Origin of the sequence: Blastomonas sp., assembly GCF_030373265.1 — a bacterium.
GTDB lineage: Bacteria > Pseudomonadota > Alphaproteobacteria > Sphingomonadales > Sphingomonadaceae > Blastomonas.
This window is the reverse complement of record NZ_JAUCZC010000007.1, coordinates 1-18,313: the sequence shown is the minus strand read 5'-3', so window position 1 is coordinate 18,313 and position 18,313 is coordinate 1. Positions and strand designations below refer to the sequence as shown.

The window sequence follows — 18,313 nt, the reverse complement described above, 5'->3', positions numbered from 1 at the left end:
AGGCGCCCAGTGGGCTATCCATCGCGGCGCAGCTTCGCCGATTGTGCCCTCTCAAGGCAAGCGCGGCTGGTCTGGAATATCCGGCAGGTGGATAGTTGTGCACAAGTTCTGCTGGGTCTGGCCAGTTTGCCATCAATCTGTTGCTATGCACCAGCGCTAACAGGAGAATGGGATGGCACGCAGGGCTTCGGGATTTTTCGGGCGGCTTTCGCTGGGCCTGGTCGCTGGCGGGTTGGTGCTGGCGGGGCTTGCTGCCACCACGGGGCCGGCGAGCGCAAAGGCTCCCGACTTCGTCTCGAAGATCGACCTCAAGGACCCGATCTGGAACCGCGACACCTATGCGCGGATCGACGGCGAACTCGACACGTCGAAGCAGAAGGTCAGCCGCATCACCGGCACCGTCTACGGCGTGCGCGACAATGAAAAGGTGCGGCCATTGTTCAAGATCGACGGCTTTTCGGTCGTCCGCACGCTGCGCTTGCCCGATGGCAACTGGCGCCGCGTGCTCAAGGAGGTGGTGTTCTACCGCGATCTGGAAACCGGCAAGATCATGGACAGCTGGGTGAACCCCTACACCAACGAGACCGTGAAGGTGGTGCCGATCGCCAACGATCCGTTCAATTACGACATCCGCGACACCAAGCCGCAGCCGCCCAGCTATGGCGGGCTCAACAAGGATACCCGTGCGCCCGAACCGTTTCTGCTCGATTGGAGCGAGGGGCCCAAAGGCACGCTGATTCTCGAGACTGGGATCGACCTGTTCTATCCCGCCTCGCTGCAGCCCAGGGACTGGCCGCGCGAATCGGCGGGCGCGTTCAACCGCGTGTCCGAGCATTTCCTGTTCTTCGTGAAACAGGCGGATATCGAAAACCGCAAGCTCACCGCGCTTCCGGTCACCGGCACATGGTCGCGGATCACGCCGTGGCTGCCCTGGATGCTGATGGGCGAGGCACCCGGTTTCATCAACTATTTCGCCTCGTTCGGCACGATGACCAATGGCATCGCCGATCTGCCCGCCGATCTGGTCGAGGCCGCGCGCAAGATCGATCCGGGCTATCTGACTGCCCCGACCGAAGATTACGGCCCCTCGCTCTCCAGCCTTGAGAACTACAAGACGACGCAGAAGCCCGCACCGGTCCCGCAGGGCTGGACCCCGCCGCAGCCGCCCGCAGCGCCCAGTCTTCCCCCTGCGCCGCCGCGTCCGTGACGGCGCCCGTCGAGGCACTGGCGGTCGCCGCGCCATCGGAACGCGCCCGGCTGTCGCTGGGCGGGCAGATGGGCTATGGCGTGGGGCAGATCGCGGGGCAGATCTTCCGCGACATTCCCTCGCTTTTGCTGTTGTTCTTCCTGACCAATGTCGCCGGCATGGATGTCGCGCTGGCGGGAGCTGCGATCTTCCTGCCCAAATTGGTGTTCGGCGTGGGCAGCGACTTCGCCGTGGGCATGCTTTCGGACCGGTTCAAGGCGCGGATGCCGCGCCGCTACTGGCTGCTGATCGGCGCGGTGCTGGCCCCTGTGGCGCTCAACCTGCTGTTTCGTGTGCCCGAAGACGGCAACGCACTGCGCGTTGCCTGGGTGGTGATGACCTTCAGCCTCTACATGATGGTGTTTGCGACCTTCTCGGTGCCCTATCTGGCGATCGCGGGCGAACTCGCGTCGAACGAGCGCCAGCGCACCGTGCTGATGGCGTGGCGGCTGGTGTTCACCGCGGTCGGCGTGCTGACCGCGGGCGCGGTCGCCCCGGCGCTGGTTGAATATTTCGGCGGCGGCGCGAACGGGTACAAGCAGATGGCGATGGTGCTCTCGGTGATCGCATCGGCCTCGCTGCTGCTGGCGTTCTTCGGCATCGGCCGCAGAGCCGATGGCGTGCGCGGCGGGCAGGCGCTGCCGATGTTGCGCATCGGTGCGATGGGCGGGCTGTTTGCCAAAAGGCGCTTTGCCAGCCTGTTCGCCGCCAACTTCCTGCAGCTCACCGGTAGCGGCATGGGCTATGCGACCATGCTCTATTTCCTCACCTATCAATCGGGACGCAGCGACGCGCTGCAGGTGATCGGGATCATCATCGTGTGCGCCTGTGTCGGGATCATCGCCGCCCAGCCGATGTGGGTGTGGGCCGCGGGGCGCTTCGGCAAGCCCGCCGCGTTCATCGCCGGATCGGTGATCTATTCGCTGAGCTACATGGTGTGGCTGGCGCTGGCCGACCAGCCGATCGAGGTCGCCTATCTGCTCGCGTTCACTGCCGCGATCGGAAATTCGGGCTGGACCGTGATCGGCTTTTCGATGCTGGCCGATATCGCTGCGGACGATTTGGAGCATTCGGGGCTGTATTCGGCGGCCTGGATCGCGGCGGACAAGATCGCCTTCGCCTTGGGTGGCACTCTGCTCACCGGGCTGGTTCTGTCGGCCTTCGGGTTCGATGCCGCGCGCGCGGTGGCAGGGCTGCCGCAGAGCGAGAGCGCCGTGCTCGGCGTCGGGCTGGCATTCGGGCTGATCCCGCCGTTGCTCACGCTCACCGGCGCCGCGATCATTGCGGTATGGGGCCGCAAATATCCGTCAGTCGGATAAAACTGGATCAACAGCCACCATCCGGATAGTTTGACGCAGCATTCGTGGGAGGGCACGCACCGTTGAGGGGCGGCCCGCAGCGAAAGGGAGCTGTTCCATGAAGGGTGTACCGATCCAGTCGTTCAGCCGCGCGATTGCCGCGCTGAAGGCGATCAACCGCAACCGGTCGATGACGATGATGGAAATCTCGCGCGCCGCCAACGTGCCCTATCCCACCGCGCACCGCATCGTGCAGACGTTGCTGTATGAAGGCCTGATCGAGCAGGAGCCCGCACGCAAACGCTATCGCCCGACGCTGCTGGTGCAGAGCCTGTCGAGCGGATACCAGCAGGACGGGGTACTGGTGGAAGCCGCACGCGCGCCGATCGTCGACCTCACCCGCAAGGTCGGCTGGCCGGTCTCGATCGCGATCCGCGTGGGCAAGAACATGATGCTGTGCGATTCGACCCACGCCAACACCTCGCTTACCTTCGCGCAATATTATCCGGGTTTCACCCTGCCCTTGCTCGACAGCGCCTCGGGCAAGCTGTCGATGGCCTATGCCGATGACGACGAGCGCGCACAGATCCTCAAATGGATGCGCGCCGACCAGGATATCGACCCCAATTATCTGGCGGCGGCCGAGCTGGCGTTGAACGCCGAAGGCATCCGCGCGCGCGGCTATGCGGTGCAGGGGCGCAACTACTTCAACCACACCCCGGGCAAGACATCGTCGATCGCGGTGCCGATCTTCAAGCAGGGTCGGTTCGAGGCGGCGATGACCTTGGTGTTCTTCGCCTCGGCGCTGAAGCTGGAAAACGCGCTGGAGAGCTATCTGCCCGAGATGCTGGCCACCGCCCGCACCATCGGCGAGGCGCTCGACAAGGCGGTGGCCGAGCCGGTCGCAGCCTAGGGCCACATCGTCAAAGCCTGGTGGTGACCGCCTTGGTCTCGAGATAATTGTCGAGGCTCTCGCGCCCGAACTCGCGCCCCCAGCCCGACTGGCCATAGCCGCCGAACGGGATGTTGTGCGCCACCGCGCCATGGCAGTTGATCGAGACATGGCCCGAGCGGATGCGCGCGGCGATCTTGTGTGCGGCTGACAAAGACGTGGTCCAAACGCTACCCGACAGGCCGTAAGGCGAATTGTTCGCCATCCGCGCGATTTCGTCGACATCGAGCGTGTCGAAGCGCTGCACCGCCATCACCGGCCCGAATATCTCGTCGCGCACGATGCCCATATCGGGCGTGGTTTCGGTGAAGATCGTGGGGGTGATGAAGCTGCCCGGTCGGTCGAGCCGCTGGCCGCCGGTGCGCAAGACCGCGCCTTCGCTGAGGCCGCGCTCGATATAGCCCATCACCTTGGCGCCATGCGCTTCGGACACCATCGGGCCGATCATGCAGCCGGGGGCAAGGCCGTGATCGACAACCATGCTTTGCGAGAACGCGACCAGCCCCTCGACCAGCGCATCGTGGATGTCAGCATGCGCGAAGATACGGGTCCCCGCCATGCAGTTCTGCCCGCCGAGGAAATAGGTCGCCATTGCGACACCGGGAATGGCGATGCCAAGGTCGACATCGGGCATCACCACCACCGGCGATTTGCCGCCAAGCTCGAGCGTCACTTTCTTGAGGTTGCCCAACGCCGCCTCGACGATCCGCCGCCCGGTCGCGGTCGAACCGGTGAACGCCACCTTGTCGATCCCCGGATGCCCGGCGAGCGCCGCGCCCACGGTCGCGCCGGTGCCGTTGACGATGTTGACCACGCCTGCGGGAAAGCCCGCCTCTGCTATCAGATCGGCGAGCGCCAGCGCGGTGAGTGGCGTCTCCTCGCTGGGCTTGACGATGTTGGTGCACCCGGCAGCGAGCGCAGGAGCAAGCTTGAGCACCGCCATCGAGAGCGGGCAATTCCACGGGATGATGTGCGCCGCCACGCCCACCGGCTCGCGCAGCGTGTAGGTGATCGCCTCGGCGTCGTGCGTGACATGCGCGGGCGGTGTGGTCGTGGTGCCCTCGATGGTGCCGGCGAGCCCGGCATAGTAATGCAGCATCTCGATGCAGTTGCTCACCGTCAGGCTAGCGATGAACAAGGGCATGCCGCTGTCGATCACCTCGAGCTTGGCGAGCATTGGCGCGTCGCGCTGCATCAGGTCGGCCAGCTTGCGCAGCAGCGCGGCGCGATAGGCCGGTTGCGAGCGCCCCCAGCCGCCATCGAACGCATTGCGCGCAGCGACCACCGCGGCATTGACGTCGGCAGCCTCGCCGACCGCAAAGCGTGCCGCGACCAGCCCGGTGGCCGGATCGCGCGTTTCCATCCAGCCATCGCCGTTGGCTTCGCGCCAGGCGCCATCGATGAACAGCAGGTGGTCGCGCTTGAGGAAAGCGCGGGCAGCGTCGCTGACCGGATGGCCGTCAAAGGGCAGGGGAGCGGTCGTCATCAGCGGCAATCCTTAAACCGCAACCGTGCGGCAGTCATAGTCGAACAGACCCAGAGTCTCTTCGTTGCGCAGTTCGCCAAGACCGAAAAGGTCGGTCTCCTGGCCTTGCATCCGGTCGGCGTTGGCGTTCGATTCGGCCTGGATAAACGTCGTGCGCTCGATCCGCGCGGCCTGATAGCGCTGCAGTCCCGCTTCGGGCGTGGCGTTCGCCGCCAGTGCCCGCGCCAGCACCACCGCATCCTCGATCGCGCACGCCGCACCATGGCCCAGAAACGGCGTCATCGCGTGCGCTGCATCGCCCAGCAGGGTCACGCGCCCATCGGCGATCCAGCTCTTGAGCGGCTGGCGCGCGTTCAGCGCCCAGCGGAAATGCGGCACGGCTTCGGCGGCTGCGATCATCGTCTGAACATCGGGCTCCCAATCGGCGTAGAGCGCGCGCAGTTCGCCGGGCTCGGCCGGAATGGTCCAACCATCGTCCTGCCAGCCGGATTGCCGCGCGAAAAACACCATGTTGAGCAGGCTCGACCCGCGCACCGGATAGCGGGTGATCATCTTGCCCGGGCCGATATGGATGCCGGGCCAGTCGACCAGCGGACGCAGCGCCTCGGTCACCGGGACCACCGCGCGCCACGCGACATGGCCGGTAAAGTGCGCCTTGACCGGCTCGAACCGGTCGCGGATCGCGGACTTGAGGCCATCGGCGCCGACGAGCACATCGCCGGTTACCGCCTCGCCGTTCGCCAGCGTGACAGTGGTGCCCTCGCTCGAGACGACCGCGGCATCGGCGCGCAAGGTCACCTCCGCGTTGCGCGCGGTCTCGACCAGGATCGCGTGCAGATCGGCACGGTGGATATAGACGTAGGGCGCGCCGTATTTTTCGCGCGCGTCCGCCCGCTCGAGCGTCAGCAGCGCGCGGCCGTCCTGCCAATGCTGGATCCGCTGACGCTTCGGTTCGACCCCGGCGGCGGCGACCTCTTCCATGCAGCCGATAAAATCGAACCCGCGCATCGCGTTGGGCGACAGGGTCACGCCCGCGCCGATCTCGCCGAACGCCGGCGCGGCCTCGAGCACCGTGACCGGGAAGCCCGCCTGTGCCAGCCCCGCCGCCGCGGTCAGCCCGCCGATGCCTCCGCCCACGATAAGAACGCGAGGCTTGCTCATCCGAGCTGCCCCGGAATGTGCGATTCGTGGTTTTCCAGATACCAGGCGGCGATCTCCTCGCGCGTCGCCCACCATATGCCCGGCAGCGATTGCGCGTGCTGGATGAACTCGCGGATCGCGCGGATGCGGTGCGCGCGGCCCGAGACATGCGGGTGCAGCCCGACATTCATGATCCGCCCGGTCACCGCGCCTTCCTCATGCAGCACATCGAGCTCCTCGATCAGCGCCTGCGCGAACTGGTCGGTGGTGAAGTTCTTGCGGGTGATGAAGGTGAAGTCGTTGATCTCGTTGGAGTAGGGCACCGATACGATCGGCGCGTGCGGGGTGCGCAGCAGATAGGGCTGATCGTCGTTCATGATGTCGCAGTAGAAGGTGCAGCCCTGCTCGGCGAGGATGTCGGCAGTCTGCATCGTGCCGCGCAGCGAGCTCGACAGCCAGCCCTTGGACTTGCGCCCGGTGTGTTTTTCGAACTCGGCAAGCGAGCGCAGGATGATGTCGCGTTCCTTTTCGGGCGCATGCGCAAAGTTGCTGAGCAACTCGCCCTGCTCCCAATTGTGGGTGAGCAGTTCCCAGCCGCGCTCGAGCACCGCATCGGTCATCGCCTTGCGCCGCTGGAAGGTCACCGCGTTGGTGGTGCAGCTGGCCTTCGCGCCCAGTTGGTCGAACAGATCGAACAACCGCCAGATGCCGACGCGCTGGCCATATTCGCGCCAGGTGAAATTGGGGAAATCGGGCGTGTTGCCCGGCAGCACATCGGGCAGGATCGCAGGGCCGCCCGCATAATAGGGCTTGTCGGTATCCTTGGTGAGGTCCCAGGTTTCCAGATTGAACGTCAGGATCAGCGCGACGCGCGCGCCGTTCGGCCATTTGAGCGGCTGGCGCTGGGGAAGCGGGATATAATCGTAGTCCATCGTCTGCCTTTTCAGGTGGAGGGGTCAGAGGCCCAGCACGCCGGGGTTCATCAGGTTCTGCGGATCGAGCGCGGCCTTGGTCGCCGTGATCAGCGCACGCGCCGCCGGGTCCAGCCGCTCGAGATACGGGTAGGCACGGCCGATCTGGAAATGCGCGCTCCCGTGCGCCTGCATCAGCGCGACCAACTCCGCCTTGAAGCGGTGGGCATAGGCACGGGCCGCGGGGTTGTCGGGATAGGATGGGATGCCCGCCAGATAGTCCGCACCGAGGATCTCGCGATGATAGGGCGTGAGCGTGTCGGGCCAGTAGATCGCGATTTCGTAGAGCAGGCCGTGCCCGCCGATGCTGCTGAACATCGTGCCGGTCCACACGCCGTGGCGGTCCATCTCGGCCTGCTGCTCGGCGATGAACGCGGTGAAGGCAGCGTGAAACGCGTCGGCGGCGCTGTGCGGGAAGATGCCGTGCAGCGGCACCCAGCGTTCGCCCTTTGGCCCCAATATGTTGAACAAGGGCGCAAACGGCATCGACCGGACGAAGGCAGCGGCGGTGTTGGCGATCTCCTGGCCCTCTGCGGTCATGATCGACCGGATGCGGCCAAGCCGCGCTGCGACATCGGCCTTGTCGACGCCTTCGACGATGACATGGCAGCTGTAGCGCGCCTCGCGCATCTCGGCCTCGCCTGCCAGCGCCATCTTGCCCAGCTGAAGCAACCCCGATGCCACGTTCGGTGCGGCGCGCAGCACGTTGCGGGCGATGTTAACCTTCGCCGCCGTGCCTTCCGACCGCGCGATCTGGCCCTGCGACAGCGCCTGATCGATGCTGAAATGCTCCTCGTCCAGCCCTTCGCGCGCGATGGCGCTGACCGAGCGGTGGTAGCTGGCGAAATCGGCAAAGGCGAAGCTTGCGGTGTCGAACGCGGGCCGCGCCGCGATCAGGGGCAAGGTCACCGCGACCTTCAGCCCCAACGCGCCGCAATCTCCGGTGAACATGCCCGTCAGGTCGGGCCCGTAATGCCGGGTGCCGGTGGTGACGCCGGTGTTCATCGACGTGCCATCGGCCAGCACCACCTCGATCCCCAGCAAGGATTGCGCGGAAATGCCGTGCGCGCCGCTGCCATGGCTGATGGTGTTCTGGCTGACGCTGCCGCCGATGGTCGCGGCGATACCGGAGAACGGCCCCCAGAACGGGGTGCGCAAGCCAAGCGGATCGAGCGCGGCCTTGAGCGCCGCCCAGGTGACGCCCGCGCCGACGCGGACGAAGCCGTCGCGTTCGTTGATCTCGATATCCTGCAGCGCGGACAGATCGAACAGCACATGCTGGCGGTCGATCAGATAGCCGTCCGAATAGGAGGCGCCACCGCCGCGCGGCACCATCGCGACCCCGGCTTGCGCACACAGCCGCACCGCCGCCTGGACGCCCGCGATATCGGTCGGGCGCACGACGCACAGCGCCTCTGCGCCCCCGGTGAAGACGTCGTGCGCGAAGAACGCGAGCCGGTCCGCCCCGGTCATGACCTGGGCTGCCCCAAGCGCGCGGGTCAAGGCCTGCGGCAAACCGATGATATCATCCCCCATAGACTGTTCGTGGCTCCCTGGCTGGTCAGGACGGTTCGACCATGATCCCGGCGCGGCCGACACGGGACACTGCCGATTTATCCGCCTTGCGGTTGATGGTCGCGTAATGATTACATAGCGAGCACGAATTTCTAGCGTTGCTGCAATACCGAATGGAGATCAATCCGCATGGCCATTACCCGCCCCCCGCTGTCCGCCAGCGTCACCGCATTCCTTGCCCGCAGAGGGGCCGGACGCGGACTGCTGATCGGCGGGGAGTGGATGGACGGCCCTGGCGAGACGTTCGCCACGCTCGACCCCGCGATGGGCGATCAGATCGGTGTGCTGCCGCGCGGCGGTGCTGACGAGATCGATGCCGCAGTCGCTGCGGCGCGCGCGGCGCTTGCGGGCTGGAAGGCGACTACGCCGCTCAATCGCGCGAAAATCCTGTGGGCTGCCGCCGATCTGATCGAGGCACATATCGACGAACTCGCCGAGATCGAGACGCTCGATCAGGGCAAGCCGTTGTTCGTCGGGCGCTGGGCGGAGATTCCCGGCGCGGTCAACCAGTTCCGCTTTTTCGCAGGCCAGGCGATGGCGATCGAGGGGCAGGTGATCGAATCGTCGATCGACTATCAGCCCGTGGGCAAGAAGATGGCGACCTGGACCAGGCGCGAGCCCGTCGGCGTGGTCGGCGCGATCGTGCCGTGGAACTCGCCCTTGGTGCTCACCGCGATGAAGCTGGCCCCGGCGCTCGCGGCAGGCTGCACCATCGTGCTCAAGCCGGCAGAGAACACCTCGCTGTCTGCGCTGCGGCTGGGCGAGTTGCTGATGGAGGCGGGCGTTCCGGCAGGCGTGCTCAACATCGTCACCGGGCTGGGCGGCGAGGCGGGCGCAGCGCTGGCGGCGCATCCCAAGGTCGACAAGATCGCGTTCACCGGATCGACCCAGACGGGCCGCGCGATCATCGATGCCGCCAAGGGCAACCTCAAGCGGGTGAGCCTGGAGCTGGGCGGCAAATCGCCGATGATCGTGATGCCCGATGCTGACCTCGAACTGGCCATCCCCGGCGTTGCCAATGCGATCTTCTTCAATGGCGGCCAGGTCTGCGTCGCCGGCTCGCGGCTGTATGTGCACGAAGCGGTGCGCGACGAACTGCTCGCGGGCGTGGCGAAGTACGCGTCTGGGCTGACTGCCGGTCACGGACTCGATCCTTCGACGCAGATGGGGCCTTTGGTTTCGCGTGCGCAGGCCGAGCGGGTCGAGGGCTTCATCCAGGCCGCGCGCGACGGTGGCGCGACGGTGCTCACCGGGGGCGAGCGCTTCGGCGATGCGGGCACCTTCGTCCAGCCGACGGTGATCACCGATGTCACCCCCGATATGCCGATCGTGCGCGAGGAGGTGTTCGGCCCCGTTCTGGTCGCGCAGACGTTCGACGATGCCGACGCGGTGATCGCGGAAGCCAATGACAGCGACTACGGGCTTGCCGCAAGCGTGTGGACCCAGTCGCTCAGCCACGCGCACCGCATGGCCGATGCCATCGAGGCCGGGACCGTCTGGATCAATTGCCACCTGATGTACGACGCGGCGCTGCCGATCGGCGGCATCAAGCAATCGGGCTACGGCCGCGACAGCGGGCGCGCGGCGCTCGACAGCTATCTCGAATGGAAAACCGTCTGCGCGGTCATCTGACCGCTGCCCAACCAGGAACACTGCCATGATCTATGAATCGGTTTGCGCGAGCGTTTCGCGCCGCACCCTGTTTGGCGGCGTGGCGGGGCTCGCCACCGCGGCGGCGCTGCCGGGGCTGGCGATGGCCAGGAGCGGCAATATCCGCCCGCTCGACATCCTGGACCCGCGCGAGAACCTGTACGGCTTTGCCAAGATGTGGGGGACGATCGGCGATACGGCGGTGCTGTCGGGCTATCAGGGCGTGCAATATGCCATCGTCGGCGAGCAGCGCGCCAAGCCGGTGTTCGGCTATGCGGGGTTCGGCAACATCCGCAACGCGATCCAGCCCGATGGCTCGGTGCGCGTGATCGGCAAGGAGTGCGGCTATTTCACCGACCTTGCCACCGGCGAAATCCTCGATCACTGGGACAATCCGTGGACCGGCGAGCGGGTCGAGGTGTTCAACTTCCTCAACGACAAGTTCCGCGGCACGCTCGGGCTGACACGCAAGGTGTTCAAGGTCGGCGATGGCGAGACCGTCAACAACGACATAGGAAAGGGCGGCGCCGGAGAGCCTTACCGCCTTCCTTGGCAGACCATCGGCGACCAGTATCTGCTCGGCTGGGACTATGCGCACGAATACACCAACCCGGTGACGCCTGCGGGCTGGCCCAGGGCCTCGACCGGCACGCGGGTCAATCCGTCCGAGCATTTCACCTTGTTCACCCCGCGCGCGGCGATCGACGACCGCGATGTGGTCTCGGCGCCCTATACCGGCGGGTTCATGCGCCAGGCGCCGTGGTGGCCGTGGATGCGGATGGGGCAGAGCGGGGTCGAGGGCGTGCTGATGGGCCGGATGCACACCTACAAGATCACCGGCGGCATGGACGATGTCCCGCCAGCGGTGCGCATGCGGGTCGAGCGCGACCGGCCCGATCTGTTCGAGGAACCCGTCGACGGCCCCGATCTGGGTGTCATCGGCACGCTCGAGCATTATGCCGAGCAGGTTCCGCCCGAAACAGCAGGCTATACGCGCCAGAACTAGGCCCAGGCGTCAGCGCGGCCCCAGGCCCCGGATCAGCAGATTGGGCAATTTCGCGTTGTCCCATTCCGGGGTCTTGGGCGGGGTCTCGCCCATGCGCAGCACGATAAGCCGATGGCGCGGGCTGATGTGCACGGTCTGGTTGCTGTTGCCATCGAACAGGAACATCTCCGGGTCGAGATAGGCCTCCGAATGCAGCACCTGCGGGCCCAATGTGCCCGCCGCGCCGAAGCCACGGCGTTCGCGATAGGGCTCGCCCAGCCAGATACCAAGCCCGAAGCTCGGGTTCTGCGGCGTGCCGGTGCGCATCTCGCGGACATAGCCCTTGGGCAGCAGGCGCCTGGTCCCCGCCTTGCCGTCATCGAGCAGCAGGATCGCCAGCTTCATCCAGGTCTCGGCGGGCAGCTTGATGCAGCACCCCGAATGCGCGAGCCCACCCGGGCGATTGAGCCAGACCTCGCCGCCCGCCGCGCCCAGCGGGATAAGCACTTCGCGGCTGACGAACTCGGCATAGCGCCGCCCCGTCGCGCGTTCGATCACCAAAGCGATCAGTTCGCTCGGCGCATTGGCATAGGCATAGCGCGTGCCCGGCGGGTCGGTCAGCGGATAGTCGCGTACGATATAGCCGCCATGATCGAGGTCGAGATAGGCGCGGTTCCACGGATGGTCGGGGTCGGGCGAATAGCCCTGGTCGAGCAGCCCGGAACGCATGTCGAGCAGATGGCGGATACGGATCGCCGCCTTGGGGGTGCCCGCCAGCTCGGGAATGAAGTCGGCGATCGGCTGGTCGAGCCCCTTGATCTTGCCCAGCATGATCGCGCGGCCGATGGCGATAGCGGTCAGCGGCTTGGCGAGCGATTTGGCCACCAAAGGCGTGTCGCGCGTGGCGTCGCCAAAGTAGTTTGCCGCTTCCAGACCGCCGTCGCGCCAGACGAGCAGCGCGCTCGACCGGTTGGCCTCGGCATAGCGCACCGCCTCAGCGAGTGCGGCGGCGGCGATGGCCGGCTGTGCAGCGACGCGCAGCTGGGTTTGCTTGGCCGCGCCGGGCACGGCCTCCATCGGGCTGTAATCGAACTGCGCGGGGTTGGCCATGAACGCCTCGAACCGCGCGCGATAGGTATCGTCGGGCGTGGCAGCGCTGGCCAACAGGGCTATTGCCGCAAGCGCGCACGCCTTACGCACGCTCGAGGATCTCAAGCGCAGCGATTTCCGCCGTCTCCATCGCCGATTCCATCCCGGGCTCCATCCGCCGCAGATGCTCTCCGGCGAAATGCACCCGGCCATGCGGCAGCGCCATCTCGCGGGCGAACATCCTGACCTGGCCCGCGGCAAAGCAATGCTTGTTGCCGCCGACGAACGGGTTCTTCTCCCAGCTGTACTCGAACAGCGGTTCGAGCGCGCCTGTGGTCGAGGGGCGCGCGGCGGCCAGCTCCGCCAGAATGAAGGCGCGCTGCGCAGCCAGGTCCATTGCGTCGAGCCGGGTCGCGCCGTCGCCGTTCATCCACACGATCAGCGATCCATGCTCGCCGCCCTTGTCCATCACGAAGGCGCGTTCGAAGAACCGGTCCGACCACATCGAGGGCGGCAGGCCGTCGGCCTCCCAGAACGGTTTCAGCACGCGGAAATGGAACTGGGTCGTGGCCGAATAGATCGCGCCGTGGACAGCATTTGCCTGCGCCGTCGGCAGTCCGGGCGTGAAGTTGATATAGCGTACCGCCGAGAACGGCGCGGCCATCACGACGAAGCGTGCGCGCATCCGCTCGCCGCCCATCAACCGGACTTCGACTTCGTCGGTGGTCTGGTCGATCGCGGAAACAGGGCTGTTCAGCATCACGCGGCCCTTGAGCGCGGCGGCCATCGCCTTGGGCAGCATGTCCGATCCGCCGACGACATAATGGCTCTTGTTGGCATTGCCCGCGCCATATTGCGGCTTGGTCGGGTCGCGATAGCCCTCGACCTTGATCCGCGCCATGTCGCGAAAGATGCTCATCGCGGAGACCGAATGCAGGCTGGGGCCATTGAGATCGACATCGGCCAGCCGGATCGCCGCCTCGGAAACGCCGCGCGCCCGCATATAGGCTGCGGCTGACATGTCGTGCTCGAAGTATTTCGGCTCCAGCCAGTCGGCCGGATCCTTGAACGGCAGCCAGTCGAAGAACAGCCGGTTCTGCAGCAGAAAGGGCAGGATTTCGCGCTCCGCCCCGATGGTGTGGTTGACGTTCGAGCCTGCCCAGTCCTGCGGAAGCACCATCTGCCCGCCGATGTTGAGCACGAACGGCGTCGCCTTGCCGCCCTGATCGGTCAGGCCGACAGCGAACTGGTCGCAGGCGTTGCGCACCCGGCCATACAGCGGCCCGACCTCGCTGCCGCCCAGCTCTGCGGTATAGCCCTCGGCATGGCCGGTGCGCAGCCGCCCCCCGACGCGGTCGTTCGCCTCGACCACCGCGACCTTCATCCCCTGGCCTTCGAGCACATGCGCCGCGTTCAGCCCGGCAAGCCCGGCGCCGACCACGATGACATCGAGCTTTTCGGGCTGGCCGCCACCCTTTGCGGTTTGCGCCACCGCAGACGTCGCCAGCAGCGCGCCGGCTCCGGAGAGGAACGTGCGGCGGGTGCCGGTGAGGATCGGGTGCGACATGGGACAGGCCTCCTGCTGAACGAAGCCGACACTATGCCGGGCGCATGTCCGCGCACCAGCGCAAACCGCGCGGAGTGTTCACCTGGTGGATAGTCGCGCCCGATGCAGTGCCGTTGCGGCGCTCGACCGCATCAGCGCCAGATGCTCGCGGGCCAGCGTTTCGGTGTCCATCGCGCCTGGTGCCATGGGCACCATGGTATCGCGCGTGATCGCGTAGCGGGGCGCAAAGGCGTGGCCGGCGCGCAGCAGCGCCCAGCCGTTGACCAGATGGTTGCCATAGCGATCGGGCGAAAGGTCGGGAAACAGCAGGTCCGGCTCGCCGGGGAGCAGGGGCTCGCTGCGGGTTTCGCGCGCGCCCAGATGCTCGGCCGCAGCATCGATCACCGCCTGCCAGTGCGCCCAGTCGTGCGGCGGTTCGCCCGGCCATGGGTCGGACAGGCCATGGCCCGGCAGATCGATCGCCAGCACGCCTTGGGGCAGCAGGTCGAGCGAGCGCCCCGGACCGGGCAGGTGCAGCACATCGCCCTGGCCGCGCCAGTGGATCAGCCCGTCGAATCCGGGGGTGCGGAGGGTCACGAACCCCTGGTCATCGTCCTGCGCGGCTAAAAAGCCACGCGCGGGGTACTGTGCCAGCCAGTCGGCATTGGCGCTGTAATGCGCCGCCGGATCGGGCTGTTCGGCAGTGCTCCACCCGGCGGGCAGCGCAGGGAAGCGCGCCATATGTGCTGTCATCGGATCGCCCGTATAGCTGGAGAGCAACGCGGGCGGCACATCGGCGCTCGCAGGTGGAACGTCGTATCCTGCGCTGAGCGCGGCGCGATAGCCGTGGCGATAGGCATCGCCCGAGGTCAGCAGGTCCATCACCATCGCATGCAGCGCTGGCGCATCGGCATGCGGGTTGGCCATTCGGCGCGCCTGTTCGGGCTTGAACCAGGGGAAATACCAGGCCTGTTCCAGCATCCGGTTCCACGCCCAGACCAGATGCTCGCCATAGGCTGACGGGACGAAGGGCGGCAGATACGCCTCGCCGACATCGTCCAGCTCTTCGGGGCGGAAGCACGGATAACCGCCAACCGCGAGCGCGACGAACCGCTCCGGGTGCCGTCTGAGCGCATTCATCAGGAAGATGCCGCCCGAATGGAAGCCATAGGCCGCGATGCCATGGAAGCCCACCGCATCGGCGAACGCCAGGATCGCGTCGGCAAAGTCTTCGGTGGTCGGGCGGTCGATCGGTAGCGGATCGGACTGGCCAAAGCCTGGGGAATCGGGCGCGATGCAGGTGAAGCGTTCGCCCCATTGCGCCATGACCTGGCGGTATTCGTCGGACGATCGCGGGCTCTGGTGGATCAGCAGAACCGGCGGGCCTTCGCCGCACATCCGGTAGTGGACGCGCCGTCCGGCGAGGGTGAGATAGTGTCGGGTGATACGCATGGCCTGACGATTACCCCAATCCCTTGCACCGTAAAGCCACCACCGCCGGCAACTGGTCGCATGGTGGATAACCGCCCGCTCGCCCGATGATCTCGCCACCACGCTGCCACCAAGGGGGCGAAGGCCGCTCCATGCGGCGCGATGCAAATCAAGGGGAATGAACGATGCGTGATGGTGTCACCGAGGTAGGGCCGCAGCGTTACCGCGAAACCTATGGCCGCTTTTTCGAAGAGTTCGCGGTGGGCGATGTCTATGAACACCGTCCTGGACGGACCATTACCGAAAACGACAACATCTGGTTTTCGCTGCTGACGATGAACCAGCATCCGGCGCATTGCGATGCCAACTTTGCCGCCAAGACCGAGTTCGGCAAGCCTTTGGTCGCATCGCCGCTGACCGTGGCGATCATGACCGGGCAGAGCGTCTCCGACGTCAGCCAGAAGGCGGTCGCGAATCTGGGCTGGAAAGAGATCAAGCTGCTCAAGCCCGTCTTCGCGGGCGATACGCTCTACTCGGAATCCGAAGTGCTGGAAAAGCGCGAGAGCGAGAAGCGCCCGACCCAGGGCATCGTCACCATCAAGACCATCGGCAGGAACCAGACCGGTGATGTGGTGTGCGAATTCACCCGGGTGATGCTGATCTGGAAAAAGGGCTTCGGCCCAATGGACGATTGATCCGAACCCGCGACCTGCGGCGCTGCGCCCGCAGGTCCTTGCACAGCCCGATGGTCGCACGGTGGATAGTTTGGGCCAAACCGGCATCGGCGGGCGCGCGGGTTTTCTAGCCAGATCACAGTCGAGATGAGGGGCAGGACGTATGTCCGCAACAGAACGTTGCCAGGTTGTAATCGTTGGAGCGGGGCCGGTGGGCACGACCATGGCGACTTTGCTGGCCAAGCAGGGCGCGGATGTGATCGTGCTCGAGGCCAATGAGGATTGCGCGCAGGACCTGCGCGCCTCCACCTTCCACCCGCCGACGCTGGAAATGCTCGACGAGGTCGATGTGACTCCGATGCTGCTGGCGCGCGGGCTCAAAGCGCCGGTGTACCATTGGCGCGACCGGCAGTCGGGCGAGGTCATCGGCTTTGATCTTGGCGAGCTCGCCGATGTCACGCGGTATCCGTTCCGCATCCAGTGCGAGCAGTATCATCTCTCGCGGGCGCTGGCCGAGGGGCTGGCGCGCTATGCCAATGCACAGGTGCGCTTCAGCCACCGCCTGCTGTCGTTCGATCAGGACGATAACGGCGTCACCGTGTTCGTCGAAAGCCCCACCGCGATCCAGCAGATCCGCTGCGATTTCCTGATTGCCGCCGATGGCGCCAACAGCGTGGTGCGCAAATGGCTGGGAATCGAGTTCGACGGGTTCACCTACCCTGAGCGGTTCCTGTGTCTGTCGACCGACGAGGACCTGACCGCGCATCTGCAGAACCTCGCCTATGTGAACTATGTCTCCGATCCCGAGGAATGGCTGGTGCTGTTGAAGGTGCCGTCGCTGTGGCGGGTGCTGCTGCCCACCGATGGCGATGCCAGCGACGACGATCTGCGCTCGGACGAACGCAAGAACGCGATCTTCGACCGGCTGATGGGGGACGGCGCGAGCGTGAAGACCTTTCACCGCACCTTGTACCGCGTGCATCAGCGCGTCGCCAAGTCCTTCCGCGAAGGGCGCGTGATGCTGATCGGCGATGCGGCGCACCTCAACAATCCGCTGGGCGGCTTCGGCATGAACTCGGGCCTGCATGATGCGTTCAACCTGTTCGAGAAGCTCGAGCCCGCGCTCAGAGGCGGCGCGTCGGAAAGCGGGCTTGCGCTGTTCGACCGCCAGCGGCGGCAGGTGACGCACGCTTTCACTCAGGCGCAGACAATCGAGAACATGGCCTTCATCCGAGGTGGCGCGGGCGAGGGGCACGAGATGCGGCGGCAAGCGATGACGGCGATCCGTGAGGATGACGAGCGGCGCCGGGCCTATCTGCTCAAGCAGGCGATGTTCGACAGCCTCGACAAGGCGCGCGCGATCAACTGACGGCACCGCAAGGCCGGTGCTGCATGAAAGGAAAAGAGCCATGGGCGATGTTCTGGGCTGGCGCCGGCTGCTGGGGGTTGTGGCACCGTCCACCAACACCGTGGTGCAGCCCGATATGGAGCGGATGCGGCCCGATGGCGTGACCAATCACTTTGCGCGAATCTATGTCGAAGATCCGGTCGCGCTGTCGAACGAGGACTTCATCGCCGGCACCACCGCGATTGCCGAGAACACCATGGACGCGGTCCGGTCGGTGATGACCTGCCGGCCCGACTACCTCGTGCTGGGGATGTCGGCGATCACCTTTTATGGCGGGGTGCGCGGATCGGTCGATTTCAAACGCAAGGTCGAGGATGTCGCCGGTGTCGGCGCAAGCACCGGCGCCGAATCGATTGCAGCGGCGCTGCACGCCTATCGCGGCGTGAAGCGGGTGAGCTTCGTCTCGCCTTATTACCCCGTCGCCAATGCCGAGGTCCGGCGCTTTCTCGAAGAATCAGGGTTTACCGTGGTGCGCGACGTTCCGCTGCAATGCCGGTGCTGGACCGATATCGCCAAGGTAACGCCCGAGCGGCTGCGCACGGTGATCGACCAGCTCGACGGGCCGGACGTCGATGCCATCGTCCAGGTGGGCACCAACCTGTCGATGGTCGATCTTGCGGCCGAAGAGGAAGCAGCGCGCGGCAAGCCGGTGATCGCGATCAACACCGCGACCTATTGGCATGCGCTACGGGCCTGCGGGATCGACGACCGCGTGTCCGGGCTGGGGCGGTTGCTGCAGGATCATTAGCACCAGGCCGAAATCCCCGAGGCCGTGGAGCCAGGAGATGCCGACGGAAATTGAATCGCACAAAACTGCAAAAAGGGTTTGACCCGAATCGGAGTGGTCCATATATGCCCTTTC

15 protein-coding genes are annotated in these 18,313 nt (G+C 65.9%); 8 read left to right on the top strand and 7 right to left on the bottom strand.

Annotation, left to right across the window (positions count from 1 at the left end; translation table 11 throughout):
* Positions 1–172: 172 nt before the first annotated feature.
* The 3 genes from QUV11_RS05780 to QUV11_RS05770 all read left to right on the top strand — a co-directional run bounded on the left by QUV11_RS05780 (position 173) and on the right by QUV11_RS05770 (position 3,457).
* Positions 173–1,207 (top strand): DUF1838 family protein, encoded by a 1,035-nt coding sequence (locus QUV11_RS05780; RefSeq protein ID WP_300881023.1) that lies wholly within the window; start codon positions 173–175, stop codon positions 1,205–1,207.
* Complete coding sequence (locus tag QUV11_RS05775) at positions 1,204–2,565, top strand: MFS transporter (RefSeq protein WP_300881022.1); 1,362 nt, start codon at positions 1,204–1,206, stop codon at positions 2,563–2,565. The genes QUV11_RS05780 and QUV11_RS05775 overlap by 4 nt, the downstream gene beginning before the upstream one ends.
* 97 nt (positions 2,566–2,662) lie before the next feature.
* Positions 2,663–3,457, top strand: a complete 795-nt coding sequence (locus QUV11_RS05770; RefSeq protein ID WP_054135899.1) for a helix-turn-helix domain-containing protein — start codon at positions 2,663–2,665, stop codon at positions 3,455–3,457.
* Positions 3,458–3,467: 10 nt separating this feature from the next.
* On the opposite strand, the gene QUV11_RS05765 is transcribed toward QUV11_RS05770, so the two are convergent.
* The 4 genes from QUV11_RS05765 to QUV11_RS05750 are packed head-to-tail and all read right to left on the bottom strand — an operon-like array spanning position 3,468 to position 8,629.
* Positions 3,468–4,982, bottom strand: coding sequence for an aldehyde dehydrogenase family protein (locus QUV11_RS05765; RefSeq protein WP_300881021.1), 1,515 nt, complete (start codon positions 4,980–4,982; stop codon positions 3,468–3,470).
* A 12-nt stretch (positions 4,983–4,994) separates the two neighbouring features.
* Positions 4,995–6,143 carry an FAD-dependent monooxygenase gene (locus QUV11_RS05760; RefSeq protein WP_300881020.1) on the bottom strand — a complete coding sequence of 383 codons (1,149 nt, stop codon included), beginning with the start codon at positions 6,141–6,143 and terminating at the stop codon, positions 4,995–4,997.
* Positions 6,140–7,054 carry a polysaccharide deacetylase gene (locus tag QUV11_RS05755; RefSeq protein WP_300881019.1) on the bottom strand — a complete coding sequence of 305 codons (915 nt, stop codon included), beginning with the start codon at positions 7,052–7,054 and terminating at the stop codon, positions 6,140–6,142. Before QUV11_RS05755 ends, QUV11_RS05760 begins: the two co-directional genes overlap by 4 nt.
* 24 nt (positions 7,055–7,078) lie before the next feature.
* A complete protein-coding gene (locus QUV11_RS05750) occupies positions 7,079–8,629 on the bottom strand; it encodes an FAD-binding oxidoreductase (RefSeq protein ID WP_300881018.1) in 1,551 nt (516 codons plus the stop codon).
* Positions 8,630–8,797: 168 nt separating this feature from the next.
* Here QUV11_RS05750 and QUV11_RS05745 point away from each other — a divergent pair, with 168 nt between their 5' ends.
* Both QUV11_RS05745 and QUV11_RS05740 read left to right on the top strand, forming a co-directional pair.
* Positions 8,798–10,300: an aldehyde dehydrogenase gene (locus QUV11_RS05745; RefSeq protein ID WP_300881017.1), complete on the top strand. Its 1,503-nt coding sequence runs from the start codon at positions 8,798–8,800 to the stop codon at positions 10,298–10,300.
* Between the two features lie 25 nt (positions 10,301–10,325).
* Entirely contained in the window at positions 10,326–11,324 is a 999-nt protein-coding gene (locus QUV11_RS05740; protein ID WP_300881016.1) for a DUF1838 family protein, read from the top strand.
* Between the two features lie 9 nt (positions 11,325–11,333).
* Here the strand turns inward: QUV11_RS05740 and QUV11_RS05735 are convergent, their stop codons facing one another.
* The 3 genes from QUV11_RS05735 to QUV11_RS05725 all read right to left on the bottom strand — a co-directional run bounded on the left by QUV11_RS05735 (position 11,334) and on the right by QUV11_RS05725 (position 15,390).
* Positions 11,334–12,503 carry a serine hydrolase gene (locus tag QUV11_RS05735; protein ID WP_300881015.1) on the bottom strand — a complete coding sequence of 390 codons (1,170 nt, stop codon included), beginning with the start codon at positions 12,501–12,503 and terminating at the stop codon, positions 11,334–11,336.
* The gene (locus tag QUV11_RS05730; protein ID WP_300881014.1) at positions 12,496–13,959 is read right to left on the bottom strand and encodes an NAD(P)/FAD-dependent oxidoreductase; all 1,464 of its coding nucleotides are present in this window, start codon (positions 13,957–13,959) and stop codon (positions 12,496–12,498) included. Before QUV11_RS05730 ends, QUV11_RS05735 begins: the two co-directional genes overlap by 8 nt.
* 78 nt (positions 13,960–14,037) lie before the next feature.
* Positions 14,038–15,390, bottom strand: a complete 1,353-nt coding sequence (locus QUV11_RS05725; protein ID WP_300881013.1) for an alpha/beta fold hydrolase — start codon at positions 15,388–15,390, stop codon at positions 14,038–14,040.
* A gap of 164 nt (positions 15,391–15,554) precedes the next feature.
* Between QUV11_RS05725 and QUV11_RS05720 the strand changes: the two genes are divergently transcribed.
* The 3 genes from QUV11_RS05720 (at position 15,555) to QUV11_RS05710 (ending at position 18,199) form a co-directional block, all read left to right on the top strand.
* Positions 15,555–16,064 carry a MaoC family dehydratase gene (locus QUV11_RS05720; RefSeq protein WP_300881012.1) on the top strand — a complete coding sequence of 170 codons (510 nt, stop codon included), beginning with the start codon at positions 15,555–15,557 and terminating at the stop codon, positions 16,062–16,064.
* 142 nt (positions 16,065–16,206) lie between these two features.
* Positions 16,207–17,412, top strand: coding sequence for an FAD-dependent monooxygenase (locus QUV11_RS05715; RefSeq protein ID WP_300881011.1), 1,206 nt, complete (start codon positions 16,207–16,209; stop codon positions 17,410–17,412).
* Positions 17,413–17,452: 40 nt separating this feature from the next.
* Complete coding sequence (locus QUV11_RS05710; RefSeq protein ID WP_300881010.1) at positions 17,453–18,199, top strand: arylmalonate decarboxylase; 747 nt, start codon at positions 17,453–17,455, stop codon at positions 18,197–18,199.
* Positions 18,200–18,313 lie beyond the last annotated feature (114 nt).